The organism is Mycobacteriales bacterium (genome assembly GCA_035550055.1).
Taxonomy (GTDB): Bacteria; Actinomycetota; Actinomycetes; order JAFAQI01; family JAFAQI01; genus DASZTV01.
Genome location: DASZRO010000018.1, coordinates 91,870 through 106,815, shown reverse-complemented (window position 1 = coordinate 106,815; position 14,946 = coordinate 91,870). Strand labels below are relative to the sequence as shown.

Genomic DNA, 14,946 nt, shown 5'->3' with positions numbered 1-14,946 from the left:
CCGGGAGCCGTGAGCCCGGCCGCGCCGTACCTGTCCGATCTGGATCACCCGACCCTTGCGGTGCTCGGACGGGAGTGGTTGCTGCACGGCCATCTGCAGGACCGGGTCGGCATGGCGCTGGTGATGGAGAGCGTCGGGCGCGAGGAGATGCAGCAGATCGCGATCGACGAGTGGATGGCAGCCAGTCCGGTCTACTCGCGGCGGATGCAGCAGGCGCTGCGCTTCCCCGGCGACGGTGTGGAGACGATCTGCAAGAACCTGCAGCTCGACATCGGCGCGCCGCACGAGTTCATGGACTTCCGCTTCCGGCTGATCGACGCCGAGCACGCGGAGTTCTGGCTGGCGCACTGCGGCGCGCTGATGGACGTCGAGCCGATGGGCGTGGACTTCGTTCACGGGATGTGCCACACGATCGAGGATCCGACGTTCGACGCGACAGCAGCAGCGACCAATCCGCGTGCCGCCATCCGGCCGCTGCACCGGCCGCCGCGCGTCCCCGCCGGCCGCACTCCCCACTGCCACTGGCGCATCGACATCACCGCCGCGGCTGCTCCTGTCGCGCCGCACCCGCTCGAAGCGGAGGTCGCCCGGTCCCGGGCAGCGCAGCTCGACGTCCGCTCGCCCGACTCCGCCGGCGGCGCCGGACGCACCGACTACAGCGGTCCTTTCGATCCGGACCTTCGGTTGGAGGACTTCTCGCGGTCCGCCCTCGAGGTGGCTTGCGAGGAGTTCGCGCTGCAGAGCCACCTGTTGCTGCGCTCTCTCTTGCTCAGCGTGAGTCGCCGTCTCGGCGCAGACCGGGCGGCGCAGATCCTGCCGCGGCTGCTGACCGGTTGGTGCGGGCTGACCGCGCAGCGGCTGCGCGACGCACTCGGCCTCGCCGGCGATCTTTCTGGGCTCGCGACGATGTTGGCGCTCCATCCGATGCTCGCCCCGCGTCGCTACGTCGCAGCTTCGGTCGAGATCGACGGCGACGCGGTGCGGCTCGGCTTTCGCGACTGTGCGGCCGCGCAGGAGGGTGACGCGCTCACCTGGGTCACTGCCCTCGGTGGCGCGGTCGACGCCGCGCTCGCCCAGATCGTCGCGGCGTTCGACCCTCACGCCCGGCTGACCCCGACGACGCCGGCTGCCGGCGAGCTCCACTCCTATCGGATCCGGCTCGACCCGGAGGCTGCGCCGATCGCCGAGCCGCCCGAGCTGAGCATCGCCAAGATCAGCAGTGGTGCCGCGTTCCGGTTCCGCGAGCCTTCCCGGCAGGCCGGCTTCACAACCTCGCCCTGACGGTCTAGTGTCTGGACACGTGTCCAGTCCGGCCGCCTCGGAGGCGCCCCGTCGGGCGCTCGCGCGTCGGCAGGCGGACACCGTGACCGCACTCGTCGACGCGGCGGTGGCCGAGGTCACCGAGACCGGTTTCGACGGTCTGACCGTGCGCGCGGTCGCGCGCCGGGCTGGGGTGTCGCCGGCGACGGCGTACACGTACTTCGCGAGCAAGGAGCACCTGCTGACGGAGGTCTTCTGGCGCCGGCTCGACGCGCTCGACCCGCCGGCGCCGAGCCGACGTCAGCGGCGGGCGGATCGCGTCGCTGACGCGATGCGGTCGGTTGCGTTGCTCGTCGCGGACGAGCCGGAGCTCGCCGCGGGCGTCACGACGGCCCTGCTCGCGCACGACGCCGACGTGCAGGTCCTGCGCGACCGAATCGGCTCCGCGATCGGCAAGCGGCTCGCGGACGCGCTCGGCCGCGACGAGGACTCTCGGGTTGCTGCGGTCCTGACGTTCACGTTCATCGGGGCGCTGCTCTCGGCCGGCATGGGTTATGCGAGGTACGACGATCTGCCCTCGCTGATGGCGGACGCAACCGCGTTGATGACGGAACCGCGATGACGTCGACCGTTCCGGCGTACGACCCGTACGACTATGCGATCCACGAGGACCCGTATCCGACTTACGCGGTGCTGCGCGCGCACGCGCCGGTCTACCGCAACACCGACCACGGGTTCTATGCGATCTCCCGCCACGCCGACGTGGCGGCGGCGTTCCGTGATGACGAGCGGTACTCCAGTGCCGACGGGGTCTCGCTCGACCCGGCGGCGACCGGACCGCAGGCCGCCAGGGTGATGTCGTTCCTCGCCATGGACGAGCCGCGCCACGGCCGGATGCGACGGCTGGTGTCGAAGGGGTTCACGCCACGGCGCGTCCAGGACCTGGAGCCGCGGGTGCGCGCGATCACGGACGCACATCTGATGCCGGCGCTGGAGCGGGGCACGTTCGACTTCATCGAGGACGTTGCCGGCAAGGTGCCGATGGACGTGGTGTCCGAGCTGCTGGGGGTGCCCACGGCGGACCGGGCCGAGCTGCGGCGCCTCGCCGACGTCGTCGTCCACCGAGACGACGGTGTGTACGACGTGCCGCAAGCGGCAGCGGCCGCCTCGATCGAGCTCGCGGTCTACTACCTGGAGCTGATTGCGACCCGGCGCAGACAACCGCGAGACGACCTCACCTCGGCGCTGCTCGACGTGGAGATCGACGGTGAACGACTCAGCGACGACGAGCTCGGCGCGTTCCTGTTCCTCATGGTCGTGGCCGGCAACGAGACCACGACGAAGCTGCTCGGACACTGCTGGTACTGGGGATGGCGTCACCCCGAACAGCTGGCCAAGCCGCTGGGTGACCGCGCCGCAGTGGCGGCGTGGGTCGAGGAGACGCTGCGCTACGACAACTCGACACAGATGCTGGCGCGTACGACGACCACCGACGTGACGGTCGCGGACGTGACGATGCCCGCCGGCTCGCGGGTGTTGCTGCTCATCGGGTCGGCGAACCGGGACGAGCGGGTGTTCCCGCAACCCGACCGGTATGACCTCGACCGTGACACCTCCGAACTGCTCAGCTTCGGGTCGGGCCGGCATTTCTGTCTCGGAGCCTCACTCGCCCGGCTCGAGGCGAAGGTCGTGCTCGAACAGCTGGTGTCGCGCGTCTCGGGCTACGACGTGGACGAGGCGAACGCGCACCGGGTCCATTCGGTCAACGTGCGCGGCTTCGCGCACCTGCCGACGTCGGTGACGTTGCAATGAGATCCGACCACGAGGAGCTGCGATGACGGCGGCCGCGCAATGCTGAGCCCGACCCTGCCGCGTCCACCACGGGTGTCCGGAGGTGAGCACGAACACGGCCATCTCGAGGAGCTGCGCTGCGACCCGATCGGGTTGATGCGTCGCGTGCACGACGAGTGCGGTGAGGTCGGCAGCTTCGAGCTGGCCGGCCGCGACGTCGTGCTGGTCTGCGGCAAGGAGGTCAACGAGTGGTACTTCCGCGCACCGGACGAGCTGCTCGACCAAGGCGCGGCGTACCCGTTCATGACCCCGATCTTCGGTCAGGGCGTGGTGTTCGACGCGCCGCCCGAACGCCGCGCCGAGATGCTGAAGAACTCGTCGCTGCGAGGCCCGCAGATGAAGGGCCACGCCGAGGTCATCGCGGCGGAAGTCGAGCGGGCGGTTGCCGACTGGTCGGGTGAACGGACGATCGACTTGCTCGACTTCTTCGCCGAGCTCACGATCTACACGTCCTCGGCCTGCCTGATCGGGCAGAAGTTCCGCGAGCAGCTCGACGGCCGGTTCGCGAGCTACTACCACGATCTCGAGCGCGGAACCGACGCGCTCGCCTACGTCGACGCGTATGCGCCGATTGAAAGCTTCCGTCGACGAGACGAAGCGCGGCTGGCGCTCGTCGACCTGGTGGTCGGCATCATGGCCGCCCGCACGTCGGGCGCGGTGACCGGCGACAAAGACCTGCTCGACGTACTGATGTCGCTCACCGTCGACGACCAGCCGCGGTTCACCGCCGACGAGATCACGGGGATGTTCATCTCGCTGATGTTCGCCGGCCACCACACGACGTCGGGCACCGCGGCCTGGACGCTGATCGAGCTGCTGCGCCATCCCGATGAGCTCGCCGCGGTGACCGCCGAGCTCGACGAGCTGTACGCCGACGGGTCAGCTGTCAGCTTCCAGGCCCTGCGGGAGATCCCGCGGCTCGAGTCTGCGATCAAGGAAGCGCTTCGGCTGCATCCGCCCCTGATCCTGCTGCTGCGTGTCGCGACCGAGGACCTGGCGGTCGGTGGCTACGCGGTCCGCAAAGGTGACCTGGTGGCGGCGAGCCCGGCGATCTCGAACCGGCTCACCCCGGACTTTCCCGACGCCGACACCTTCGATCCGTCGCGCTATCTCGATCCGCGACGCGAGGACGACCTCAACCCGTGGACCTGGATCCCGTTCGGTGGTGGCCGTCATCGCTGCGTCGGAGCGGCGTTCGCGATGATGCAGCTGAAGGCCATCTTCTCGGTGCTGCTGCGCGACTACCGCTTCGAGCTGGCGCAGCCGGCCGACTCCTACCGCAATGATCATTCCAAGATGGTGGTCCAGCTCCAGCAGCCCTGTGCCGTTCGCGTGCGTCCCCGGAGGGCGTCATGAGAGTCAGCGTCGATCGTGACCTGTGTCAGGGCCATGCCATGTGCGAGCTCGAGGCGCCCGAGGTCTTCCAGGTCGGCAGGTCCGACCAGGTCGAGCTGCTCGTCGACTCCGTGCCGCCCGAGCACGAAGAGGCGGTTCGGCTGGCGGTGACGTACTGCCCCACACGCGCGCTGACGATCGAGGGAGGCTACTGATGCCCGACCGCACCGAGATGGAGGCGTTCTGGCAGCGCTGGCTGGACGCCAACAAGTCGTGCGAGGCGAATCGCGACTGGTCGGCGCTGGCCGAGTTCTTCGCACCCGACGCGACGTACGGCTGGAACTGCGGTGCGAACGACGAGTTCATGGCGGTCGGTCGCGACGAGATCCGGGAGAAGGCGCTCGGCCTCGAGATGGAAGGGCTCGAGGGGTGGAGCTACCCGTACCAGGCGACGATGATCGACGACCGTGCCGGGATGATCATCGGGTTCTGGAAGCAGGTCGCCGACGTGACCCGACCCGACGGCTCGCCGTACGAAGTCGCCGGCTTCGGTGCGAGCTGGTTCGGCTACAGCCCGCAGGGGTGGGCCTGGCAGCGGGACTTCTTCGACCACATGAACGCCGGTTCGCTGTTCTTCGAGATGATCAACGCCGGCGTGCTGTCGGACGGGATGCGCTCGCGGATGGAACGCGCCGCCAGCGGCGAACGGCTGCCGGGACACTACCGCCGCGGTGAGCTTCCCGCTCCGCTGTGGCCGCCCCTGCCGTGAGTGAGGCGGCGGCCGTCGGCGTCGGAGTCGTCGGGCTGGGCAACATGGGCGGAGCGCTGGCAAAGCGCCTCATCGACTGGCCTGGTGGTCTGTCGGTGTACGACGTCGACCCGGCGGCCGCGACTCCGCTCGTCGATGCCGGCGCCCGAGCCGCTGGCGATCTGCGTGACCTGGCGTCGGCCGCGAGCGTGATCTCGGTCGTCGTGTTGACCGACGCGCAGGTGCGTGAGGTCGTCAAGGAGCTGATCGAGCACGCGGCACCGGGGACTGTGATCGCGGTGCACTCGACGATCGACGTGGAGACGGCGCCCGCACTGGCCGCCGCCGGGGAGCAGCGCGGCGTGGCGGTCCTGGACGTCGCGCTGACCGGCGGCCCGGCGGGTGCCGACTCCGGGCAGCTCGTCGCGATGGCGGGCGGAGACCGCATTGCCTACGAGCGGGCGAAGCCGGTGTTCGAACGCTGGGCGTCGCTGTTGCTGTACTTCGGGGCTTCGGGAGCGGGAATCCGCGCGAAGGTCGTCCGAAACCTGCTCCAGTTCGTCGGCTACGCCGCGACCGGCGAGGTGGCGCGACTCGCTCATGCCGCGGGCGTCGACGTGCTCGATCTCGCCGCCGCGATCCGCCACAGCGATGCCGTCATCGGCGGCCCGTCCGTGGTCATGATCTCGCCGACGCAGGACCCGTACGCCGATGACGACCCGCTGCGGCCGATCTTCGAGCACACCCGCGAGCTCGGCGAGAAGGACCTGCAACACGCCCTCGACCTCGGCGCCGCGCTGGGCGTGGACCTGCCGTTCGGGCGGCTCGGACTGGCGTCGCTGGCGGCGGCGCTGCGAGTGCCTCGGGAGGGTGCGCATGACTGAGGACGTCGATCGCGCCCAGCGCCATGCGCAGGGCAAGGCGAGGATGGCAGAGGTCTATGCCTGGGACGACGTGCCCGAGGTGGCGGGTGACTTCTTCGCGATGACGGTGGACCACCTCTTCGGAGAGGTCTGGTCGCGCGACGGGTTGTCGATCCGCGACCGCCGGATGCTGCTGCTCGGGGTGATCGCGGCGCTCGGCGAATGGTCGGTGCTGCCGATCCAGGTGGACGCGATCTTGTCCAACGACGAGATGACCGCAGCCGAGCTGCGTGAGGTCGTCGTCTTCCTCACCCACTACGTGGGCTGGCCGCGGGGTTCGTCGTTGAACGGGGTGGTCGAGGAGCGGGTCTCGGCGCACCGCGGTCGCGGCGCCAAGCGTGCCTTTCCGGGATCCGGTGACGACCGGCGATGAGCACCCGCACCCGACTGCGGCGCGGTGGCCGGCTGCGCGTGGCGGCCGCCCTGGTCGGGCTGCTGTCCACTGCGTGCGGCGCCCGGCTGCCCGGCGACGTGCGCAGCCAGGCAGAGCACGCGGTCCTGAACGACCGAGCGGTCGCGCCGCCGCCGGCGGTGGCTGCGGTCGCGTCGGCGAGCGCGGTGGCCTCCGCCGCGCCCTCCGGCGTACCAGGCGTTGTGTCGCAGCCCAGCGCGCCGGCAGGTGTGACGACCGGCTCGGCTGCGAATCCCGGACGTCCGTCAACCACACCGGTGGCGACCGCTCCGGTGGCGCAGAGCTGTTCGGGCGGGACCGACGTCGGCTTGACCGCGACGACGATGACCCTCGGCGAGGTCGCGACGCTCAGCGGCCCGGTGTCCGGGCTGTTCGAAGGAGCAGTCCAAGGCGGCGAGGCGTTCGCGAACTACGTGAACAGCACCTCCGGCGGCATCTGCGGTCGGCAGGTGAAGGTGGACGTGGTCGACGACGCGGCGAGCTGCACGCAGGACGAGAACGCGACACAGAGCTTGATCGGGAGGAGCTTCGCGCTGTCGGGCACCTTCGCCCTCTACGACGGCTGCGGCGCCTCGATCGTGAAGGCAAACCCTGGTGTCGCCGACATCCACGTCGCCCTCGATCCGACCGCCTACACCCCGCCCAACCACTTCGACATCTCCGCCGGCGGCAGCGGGTTCTCCACCGGCATGTTCCGCTACTACAAGCAGAAGTTCGGGACGAAGCTCGACCACGTGGGGTCGATCGTCGAGAACATCCCGTCGGCGGTCGCGCAACAGGCCAACATGGTCCACTCGGCGCAAGCAGAGGGATGGCACTTCGTCGACAGCATCCTGGAGCAGCCGACGAACAGCAGCTTCCAGGGCGACTTCGTCAAGCTGTGCCAGCAGGAGCACATCCAGGTGCTGTTCGAGCTGACCGAGCCGGCGGGCAATGCCGCGACGATGATCCAGAACGAACGCCAGGCGGGCTGCCCGTCGAGTCTGATCAACATCATCCCGATCGCCTATGACCAGGCGTTCCTCAGCGACTACGCAGGAGCGAAGTCCGACCTCAACGGAATCCTCGGCTGGAACTCCTACGCCCTGTTCTTCAACACCGACCCCGCCGACGAGACACCGGAGGTCAAGCTCTTCCAGTACTGGTTCACGCGGACCTATCCGGGACAGCCGATCAACCTCTACGCGATGTACGCATGGGCCGACGACCGGATGCTGGAGCAGGCTGCCGAGACCGCCGGACCGACTCTCGACCGCAAGACGCTGCTGGCCTCGCTGCGCCGGATCAAGAACTTCGACTCCAACGGCTTGATCGCTCCGGTCGATCCGAGCGCAAAGGGCGGGCCACACTGTTACATCCTGTGGAAGCTCGAGAACGGAGGCTTTGAGCGCGTGGACGACCCTGCCACCGGCTACCGCTGCGACGGCCGCTTCCTGCCGAGGTCGGGCGGATGACCGCCGGTACGACACTCGCCAAGGGCGACCACCCGGTCAATCCGGCGATCGACCTCGTCAGCGGCGAGTTCTGGGGGCGAAACCCGCACGGGGAGCTCACCTGGCTGCGGGAGAACGCTCCGGTCTATTGGGACGGCCAGGTGTGGGGCATCGCCTGCCATGCCGACCTCAAGTACGTCTCGTTGCACCCGGAGCAGTTCTGCAACGGCGGGGGGATCCGTCCCGACAACGCCGCGATCCCGATGATGATCGACCAGGACGGTGCGGAGCACAAACGCCGCCGCAACATGGTCAACCGCGGCTTCACGCCCCGCCGCCTCGCCGACTCGGTGGAGCCGATCAACGCGTGGTGCGAACGGATCATCGACGACGTCTGTGAACGCGGCGAGTGCGACGCGGTCCGCGATCTCGCCGCGTGGCTGCCGATGCACGTCATCGGCGACATGCTCGGCTTCCCGGAGTCGCAGCGGCGGTCTCTGCTCGAGTGGTCAGACGACATGCTGAAGGCACTCGTCGGCAACGCCGACCCGGAGGCGATGCTGCCGGCGGCGCAGGCCTACGCCGGCTTCCGCGAGTTCGCGACGGCGGCGATCGAGGATCGGCGGCGCGCACCGGGAGAAGACCTGGTGAGCCTGCTGGTGCAGGGCGGCACGGACGGCGAGGACGTCAACCTCGAAGACGTCATCCACGACGCCCTGCTCATCCTGATCGGCGGTGACGAGACCACTCGCCACGTGATCAGCGGTGGGCTCTACCAGTTGCTACGCAACCCCGAGGCGAAACAGACCCTGATCGACGACCCGACCCGGATCCCGCTGGCGGTCGAGGAGATGCTGCGGTGGGTGAGTCCGATCAAGAACATGGCACGCACCGTCGTCGCCGACACCGAGGTCGGCGGCCAACGGCTGGCCGCCGGCGACAAGCTGCTGCTGCTCTATCCCTCGGCGAACCGCGACGCGTCGGTCTTCGTCGACCCGTTCCGGTTCGACATCGGGCGTACGCCGAACGACCACGTTGCGTTCGGCATCGGGACTCACTTCTGTCTCGGGAACAACCTGGCTCGCCTCGAGCTGGTGTGCTTCTTCGAGACGCTGCTGCGGCGGCTCCCGGACATCGCGCTGGTCGACGACGCCGAGCCGGCGTACCGTCCGGCGAACTTCGTGTCGGGTTACGAGTCGATGCCGGTGCGGTTCAGCCCTGCCGCAGGCAGCCGAGGCTGAGAAGGGCAGCGGCCGGCTAGGCGACCAGTGTCTTGGCGGCGGCCACGAGGGCGGCAAGCCCTTGCTTCGCGTCCGCGAAGAACATCGAGGTCTTCGGGTCGCTGTAGAGCTCGTTGTCGATCCCGGCATAGCCGGAGGCCATCGACCGCTTGATCACGATGATCGACTTCGCGTGGTCGACGTCGAGGATCGGCATCCCGGAGACCGCGTTGCCCGGCCGCCGCGCCGCCGGGTTGGTGACGTCGTTGGCGCCGATGACAAGCGCAACGTCAGTACGGTCGAACTCCGAGTTGATCTCCTCCATCTCCTTGAGCTGGTCGTAGGGAACGTTGGCCTCGGCGAGCAGCACGTTCATGTGGCCCGGCATCCGTCCCGCGACCGGATGGATCGCGTAGCTGACGTCGACGCCGTGGGACTCGAGGACCTCGGCGAGCTCGCGGCACTCGTGCTGAGCCTGGGCGGCGGCCAGCCCGTAGCCCGGCACGATGATCACTTTGCTCGCGTAGGCGAGCTGGAGGGCAGCGTCATCGACCGCGATCGCCTTGACCGGGCCGCTCGCGCCGCCGGCGGTGTCCGCGCCGGCGTCGCCGGTGCCGAACCCGCCGGCGATGATGTTGACCACCGATCGGTTCATCGCGTCGGCCATCAGCTTGGTCAGGATCGAACCGGATGCCCCGACGAGAGCGCCGGCGATCGTCAACGTCGCGTTGGACAACACGAAACCGGCCATGGCGACCGCGGTCCCGGTGAACGCGTTCAGCAACGAGATGACGACGGGCATGTCGGCGCCGCCGATCGGAAGCACCATCAGCACGCCGAAGATCATGGCCGCGACCACGACGGCGAGCAGGACGAGCTTGCGGTCCGCTCCGGCGATCACCCAGCCGCTGCCCGCCGCCGCGGCCGCGACGAACAGACCGGAGGCGAGCCGGGCCCCCGGGAACGCGACGGGGTGGGACAGGTGCCCTTGCAGCTTCAAGGCCGCGAGCACCGACCCGGTGAAGGTCACCCCGCCGATCACCACGTCGAGCACCGTTGCTGTCGCGGTGCCGGCGCTGGGGTGAGTGTGGATGTCGTACTCGGCGATCGCGATGAGCGCCGCGGCGCCGCCGCCGACCGCGTTGAACAACGACACCAGCTGCGGCATCGACGTCATCCGGACGGTCCGTGCGGCGTACAGACCCCACGCGCCGCCGACCGCCGCGCCGGCGAGCAGGACCGCCCACCGGGTGCCGGTCATGACCGCGCCGTCGTCGCCGTGGCCGACGTTGAGCAACACCGCGGCGACCGCGACGACCATGCCGAACGCGGACAGCTCGTTGCCCCGCCGGGCCGTCGCGGGGGAGTTCATCAGGTGCAGACCGAGCACGAAGCAGACCGCGCCGAACAGCGAGGCGAACCGGATGCCGGTCTCCCAGTGCGTCACGAGGGCTGGTCCTTGCCCGGTACGACGGGACGGCGCTTGAACATCTGAAGCATCCGGTCAGTGACGACGTAGCCGCCGACGACGTTCGCCGCCGCGAATGCACCCGCGACGAACAACAGGATGTAGCCGAGCAGGCCGCGCGTCTCGCCGGAGAGGATCACCACACCCACCAGGACGACGCCGTGGATCGAGTTGGCGCCCGACATCAGCGGAGTGTGCAGCGTCGCCGGGACCTTGCTGATGACCTCGAACCCGACGAGCAGAGCGAGCACGAAGATGGTCATGTCCCCGACGAACGAGCCGGTCATTGCTGCCCCTTCTCCTCGAGCAACGCCGCAGTCGCGGCGTGTACGACGGCGCCGTCGTGGGTGACGACGACACCCGCGGTGATCTCGTCGCTGAGATCGATCGTGACGACGCCGTCGACCAGAAAGTGACGCAGCAGCCCGCTGATGTTGCGGGCGTACGCCGTACTCGCTGCCGTGGCCATGCGTGAGGGCAGGTCGCCCGCACCGACCACCGTCACCCCGTTGTCTGTGACGGTGACCACCCCAGGCTGCGATCCCTCGACGTTGCCGCCGAGGTCGGAGGCACCCATGTCGACGATCACCGAGCCGCGGCGCATCGCATTGATCGCCGCAGCGGTCACCATCAGCGGGGGCCGGCGGCCGGGGACATGGGCGGTCGTGATCACGATGTCGTGCTTTGCGATGTGGCCGGCCAACTCGTCTTGTTGGGCTCGCTGTTCGTCGTCGGTAAGCGCTCGTGCGTACCCGCCCTCACCGGCTCCCTGGGCGACCGAAGTGAGCTCGACCGGCTGCGCGCCGAGCGAGCGAATCTCCTCGCTGCTGGCCGGTCGTACGTCGTAGCCGCGGACGATCGCGCCGAGACGTCGCGCCGTACCGATCGCGGACAGGCCAGCGACGCCGGCGCCCAGGACCAGAACCTCTGCGGGCTTGGAGGTTCCCGCAGCGGTGATCAGCAGGGGGAAGAACCGGTCGAAATGCTCGGCCGCCACGAGGACTGCGCGGTACCCCGCGATGTTCGCCTGTGAGGTCAGCGCATCCATGCCCTGCGCACGGGTCAACGTGCGCGGCAGTCCGTCGAGGCTGATCGCGGTGATGCGGCGGGCCGCGACTCGTGCCATCAGCGGTGCATCGAGCAGCGGCGCGAGCAGGCCGATCACGGTCTTGCCGTCGGGGATCGCGGTGAAGTCGGGACGTCCGACGCAGAGCAGGACGTCACAGTCGCGGCGAAGGCTCGCCGCGTCGGCGGTCGAAGCGCCCGCGTCGAGGTACTGGCTGTCGTCGAACCAGGCGCCGCTCCCGGCGCCGGACTCGACCACGACCTGCACGCCGTCGTCGACCAGCCGGCGCGTGGCGTCAGGAGTGAGTGCGACCCGTCGCTCGCCGGCGGCAGCTTCCCTGACGACGCCGACCAGCACGGTTTCGACCTTAAGACCCGGCCGTGCCGCAGCCGTGCATCACCATGATGGTGTGGCGACCCGGCACGAGCCCGATGCCGCTCGCGGCCGCCGCGCGGCGCTGGTCGTGGTCTGCGGGATCCTCGCCCTGACGTTCCTGGACACGACCGTGGTCAGCGTGTCGCTGAGCAGCATCCAGGACTCGCTGCATTTCGGCGTGACCGGGCTGCAGTGGATCGTCGACGCCTACGCCCTGGCGTTCGCCAGTCTGATGCTGACTGGAGGCACGCTGGGTGATCGGTTCGGCCGGCGCCGGGTGATGCTGGTCGGCCTTGTCGTGTTCTGCCTCGCGTCCCTCGCCGGGGCCGTTGCGAGCTCCCGCGGCGTGCTGATCGCGGCGCGTGCGGTCATGGGGGTCGGAGCGGCCGCGTCCGAGCCAGGGACGCTGTCGGTGTTGCGGCACATCTTCCCCGACCACCGCGGGCGGGCGCGCGCCTTGAGCGTGTGGGCCGCGGTGTCCTGCCTCGGACTTGCGCTCGGCCCGCTCGTGGGCGGCGTACTGGTCAGCCTGTGGAGCTGGCGGGCGGTGTTCTGGCTCAACGTCCTCGTCGGCGCGGTGCTGTACGTCGCGGCGCGGGCGTTCGTCGCCGAAAGCGCCGACCCGGCGACGGCCAAGGTCGACGTCGCGGGCCAGGTCCTCGGGGTCGTGGCGATCGGCTCGATCGTCACCGCCATGATCCAAGGCGAGAGCTCCGGCTACGGCTCGGCCGGAATCGTCGCGCTGTTCGTCGTCGGCGCGGTCTGCCTGTTCGCGTTCGTCGCCTGCGAGCGTGCTGCGACCTACCCGATGCTCGACGTCCGCTACTTCCGACGACTGCGGTTCACCGCCGCGCTCGTCGTCTCCTTCGCCGTGTACTTCGGGACGTTCTCGATCTTCTTCTTCACCGCGCTCTATCTCGAGGACGTCGTGAAGTACAGCGGCTACCGGACGGCCGCGCTGTTCGTACCCATGACCGTGCTCATGGTGGGCGGGGCGATCTGGGCCGGTCGGCTCGTCGTGGGCAGGGGCGGCCGCTGGACGATGGCGGCGGGCTGCCTGGTCGCCGGCTCAGGCATCGCAATCAGCGAACCCTTGCTGTCGACCCATCCGTCGTTCGGGGCGCTCACCGCGTCACTTGGGCTGACCGGCCTCGGGATGGGCCTGGCGATGGTGCCGGTAACGGTGCTGGTGCTCGACGTCGTACCTCCGGAGCACTCCGGGATGGCGGCTTCTGCCACCAACACTGCGCGCCAGCTCGGAGTGGTGTTCGGGGTGGCGATCCTCGGCGGGCTGGTCAACCATCGCCTCACCGCGGACCTGCGGCAGCGGCTGAGCGAGCTGCACATCCCGTCGTTCTTCCAGGGGTCGATCATCAACGCTTACGAGCACGGCGGTACCGCCAAGGGCGGGTCGCTGTCGGGCATCAAGGCGCTGTTCCCGTCGTTCATCGATCGCATCTACGACGCGGCGTACGGCGCATTTCACAGTGGATTGTCGACGGCGTTGTTCGTGTCGGCGACGTTGATCGGGTTGGCCGCGTTGGTTGCCGGCTGGTCCGCGGCGCGCGGGCCGGCAGCGACACGGCTGCCGTTGACGGCCAACCGGCCGCCGCAGGACTAGTCGGTTTCGGCGAGGAGTTGCGCGCGGGCCTGCTCGAGCTCCTCGGCAGATGCCGCCGGTCGTGGCGCGTCGAGGTCGAGGCGGTCGATCGCGTCGACGATCACCCCTGCGACCAGCGCTCGCATCGTCGGCTTGTCGTCGGCCGGGATGACGTACCACGGCGCGTGCTTCGTCGACGTCGCGGTGAGGGCCTTTTCGTACGCGTCCTGGTACTCCTCGAAGTGGGCGCGCTCGGCGAGGTCCGCCGTACTGAACTTCCAGTGCTTCGCGGGGTCGTCGAGGCGATCGAGGAACCGGCGCCGCTGCTCGGCCTTGGAGACGTGCAGGAAGAACTTCACCACTCGGGTGCCGTTGCGGTCGAGGTGACGCTCGAACGCGTTGATGTCTTCGTAGCGCTCGCGCCAGAGACCGCTGTGCTTGTCGATGCCGCCATCGGCGAGCAGCTCCGGGTGGACGCGGGTGACGAGCACGTCTTCGTAGTAGGACCGGTTGAAGATCGCGATCCGCCCGCGCTCGGGCAGCGCCTGGGTGCAACGCCACAGGAAGTCGTGTCGCAGCTCGGTGTCCGACGGGCGCTTGAAGGAGCTGACCGAGCACCCTTGTGGGTTCACGCCGGACATGACGTGCTGGATCGTGCCGTCCTTCCCGGCCGCGTCCAGGGCCTGGAAGATCAACAGCAGCGCCCGGGTGCCGTTGGCGTAGAGCTGCTGCTGCACCCGTTGCAGCTCCTCCTTGAAGGCGGCGAGATCCTCCTCGGCGACCTCTTTCGCCGCGCGGCCCTTTCCGGCTTTCGGCCAGTCCACGTCGGTGTGCCTGGTGTCGCGCTTGGCGAGCCGCGCCTCGTCGCCGGCAGCGACCGCGAGCTCTCGCAGAACGGACTTCGGAAGCTTCACGTGGACCCCTTCGAGACGCCCGAGATTGTCCTCCCAAGCCGGCCCGCCCGTTCGAAGTAGCACACAACCCGGCCACGGATTCGGACATCGCGCCAGAAGCGCGACATTTCGCGGCGGGTTGTGTGCTACTTCGTACGACGGGGGCCTTGGTTGGCGCGGCGGGTTCGACCGTCTCGGTTTCGTGCCCCCTGCAGGATTTGAACCTGCGGCCTACCGCTTAGGAGGCGGTCGCTCTATCCCCTGAGCTAAGAGGGCGGGGCGTAGCAATGCTAGGCGGCACCGGGATGCCTGGGTACGGCGCGCCGCGGGGGCGTGAGCTCGTCGGATCGGGCCGCATCCGG

Annotated in this window: 15 protein-coding genes and 1 tRNA gene; 11 read left to right on the top strand and 5 right to left on the bottom strand. The window is 69.2% G+C overall.

From position 1 onward, the window contains the following. The first annotated feature begins 9 nt into the window (after positions 1 to 9). The 10 genes from VG899_02830 to VG899_02785 are packed head-to-tail and all read left to right on the top strand — an operon-like array spanning position 10 to position 9,203. Complete coding sequence (locus VG899_02830; protein ID HWA65287.1) at positions 10 to 1,281, top strand: hypothetical protein; 1,272 nt, start codon at positions 10 to 12, stop codon at positions 1,279 to 1,281. Positions 1,282 to 1,300: 19 nt separating this feature from the next. Continuing rightward, positions 1,301 to 1,882, top strand: a complete 582-nt coding sequence (locus VG899_02825; protein ID HWA65286.1) for a helix-turn-helix domain-containing protein — start codon at positions 1,301 to 1,303, stop codon at positions 1,880 to 1,882. Beyond that, positions 1,879 to 3,072 (top strand): cytochrome P450, encoded by a 1,194-nt coding sequence (locus tag VG899_02820; GenBank protein ID HWA65285.1) that lies wholly within the window; start codon positions 1,879 to 1,881, stop codon positions 3,070 to 3,072. The genes VG899_02825 and VG899_02820 overlap by 4 nt, the downstream gene beginning before the upstream one ends. Positions 3,073 to 3,111: 39 nt before the next feature. Beyond that, on the top strand, positions 3,112 to 4,467 hold the full coding sequence (locus VG899_02815) for a cytochrome P450 (GenBank protein ID HWA65284.1): 1,356 nt from the start codon (positions 3,112 to 3,114) through the stop codon (positions 4,465 to 4,467). Beyond that, positions 4,464 to 4,661 (top strand): ferredoxin, encoded by a 198-nt coding sequence (locus tag VG899_02810; GenBank protein ID HWA65283.1) that lies wholly within the window; start codon positions 4,464 to 4,466, stop codon positions 4,659 to 4,661. The genes VG899_02815 and VG899_02810 overlap by 4 nt, the downstream gene beginning before the upstream one ends. Then, positions 4,661 to 5,215, top strand: a complete 555-nt coding sequence (locus VG899_02805; GenBank protein HWA65282.1) for a nuclear transport factor 2 family protein — start codon at positions 4,661 to 4,663, stop codon at positions 5,213 to 5,215. Before VG899_02810 ends, VG899_02805 begins: the two co-directional genes overlap by 1 nt. Continuing rightward, entirely contained in the window at positions 5,197 to 6,078 is an 882-nt protein-coding gene (locus VG899_02800) for an NAD(P)-dependent oxidoreductase (GenBank protein HWA65281.1), read from the top strand. Before VG899_02805 ends, VG899_02800 begins: the two co-directional genes overlap by 19 nt. Next, a complete protein-coding gene (locus VG899_02795) occupies positions 6,071 to 6,490 on the top strand; it encodes a carboxymuconolactone decarboxylase family protein (GenBank protein ID HWA65280.1) in 420 nt (139 codons plus the stop codon). Before VG899_02800 ends, VG899_02795 begins: the two co-directional genes overlap by 8 nt. Then, positions 6,487 to 7,983, top strand: coding sequence for an ABC transporter substrate-binding protein (locus VG899_02790; protein ID HWA65279.1), 1,497 nt, complete (start codon positions 6,487 to 6,489; stop codon positions 7,981 to 7,983). Before VG899_02795 ends, VG899_02790 begins: the two co-directional genes overlap by 4 nt. Then, positions 7,980 to 9,203, top strand: coding sequence for a cytochrome P450 (locus VG899_02785; protein HWA65278.1), 1,224 nt, complete (start codon positions 7,980 to 7,982; stop codon positions 9,201 to 9,203). The genes VG899_02790 and VG899_02785 overlap by 4 nt, the downstream gene beginning before the upstream one ends. 16 nt (positions 9,204 to 9,219) lie before the next feature. Here the strand turns inward: VG899_02785 and VG899_02780 are convergent, their stop codons facing one another. From VG899_02780 to VG899_02770, 3 genes are read right to left on the bottom strand one after another with little or no spacing between them, the layout of a single operon-like run. Further along, positions 9,220 to 10,629: an NAD(P)(+) transhydrogenase (Re/Si-specific) subunit beta gene (locus VG899_02780; GenBank protein ID HWA65277.1), complete on the bottom strand. Its 1,410-nt coding sequence runs from the start codon at positions 10,627 to 10,629 to the stop codon at positions 9,220 to 9,222. After that, entirely contained in the window at positions 10,626 to 10,937 is a 312-nt protein-coding gene (locus VG899_02775) for an NAD(P) transhydrogenase subunit alpha (GenBank protein HWA65276.1), read from the bottom strand. Before VG899_02775 ends, VG899_02780 begins: the two co-directional genes overlap by 4 nt. After that, positions 10,934 to 12,073, bottom strand: a complete 1,140-nt coding sequence (locus VG899_02770; GenBank protein HWA65275.1) for an NAD(P) transhydrogenase subunit alpha — start codon at positions 12,071 to 12,073, stop codon at positions 10,934 to 10,936. The genes VG899_02775 and VG899_02770 overlap by 4 nt, the downstream gene beginning before the upstream one ends. Before the next feature lie 52 nt (positions 12,074 to 12,125). Here VG899_02770 and VG899_02765 point away from each other — a divergent pair, with 52 nt between their 5' ends. Beyond that, complete coding sequence (locus VG899_02765) at positions 12,126 to 13,712, top strand: MFS transporter (protein ID HWA65274.1); 1,587 nt, start codon at positions 12,126 to 12,128, stop codon at positions 13,710 to 13,712. On the opposite strand, the gene VG899_02760 is transcribed toward VG899_02765, so the two are convergent. Together VG899_02760 and VG899_02755 are read right to left on the bottom strand one after the other, a co-directional pair. Then, positions 13,709 to 14,605 (bottom strand): PPK2 family polyphosphate kinase, encoded by an 897-nt coding sequence (locus VG899_02760; GenBank protein HWA65273.1) that lies wholly within the window; start codon positions 14,603 to 14,605, stop codon positions 13,709 to 13,711. The two genes, VG899_02765 and VG899_02760, sit on opposite strands and share 4 nt — an antisense overlap. 182 nt (positions 14,606 to 14,787) lie before the next feature. Next, a tRNA-Arg gene (locus VG899_02755) sits at positions 14,788 to 14,860 on the bottom strand. Between the last annotated feature and the right edge of the window lie 86 nt (positions 14,861 to 14,946).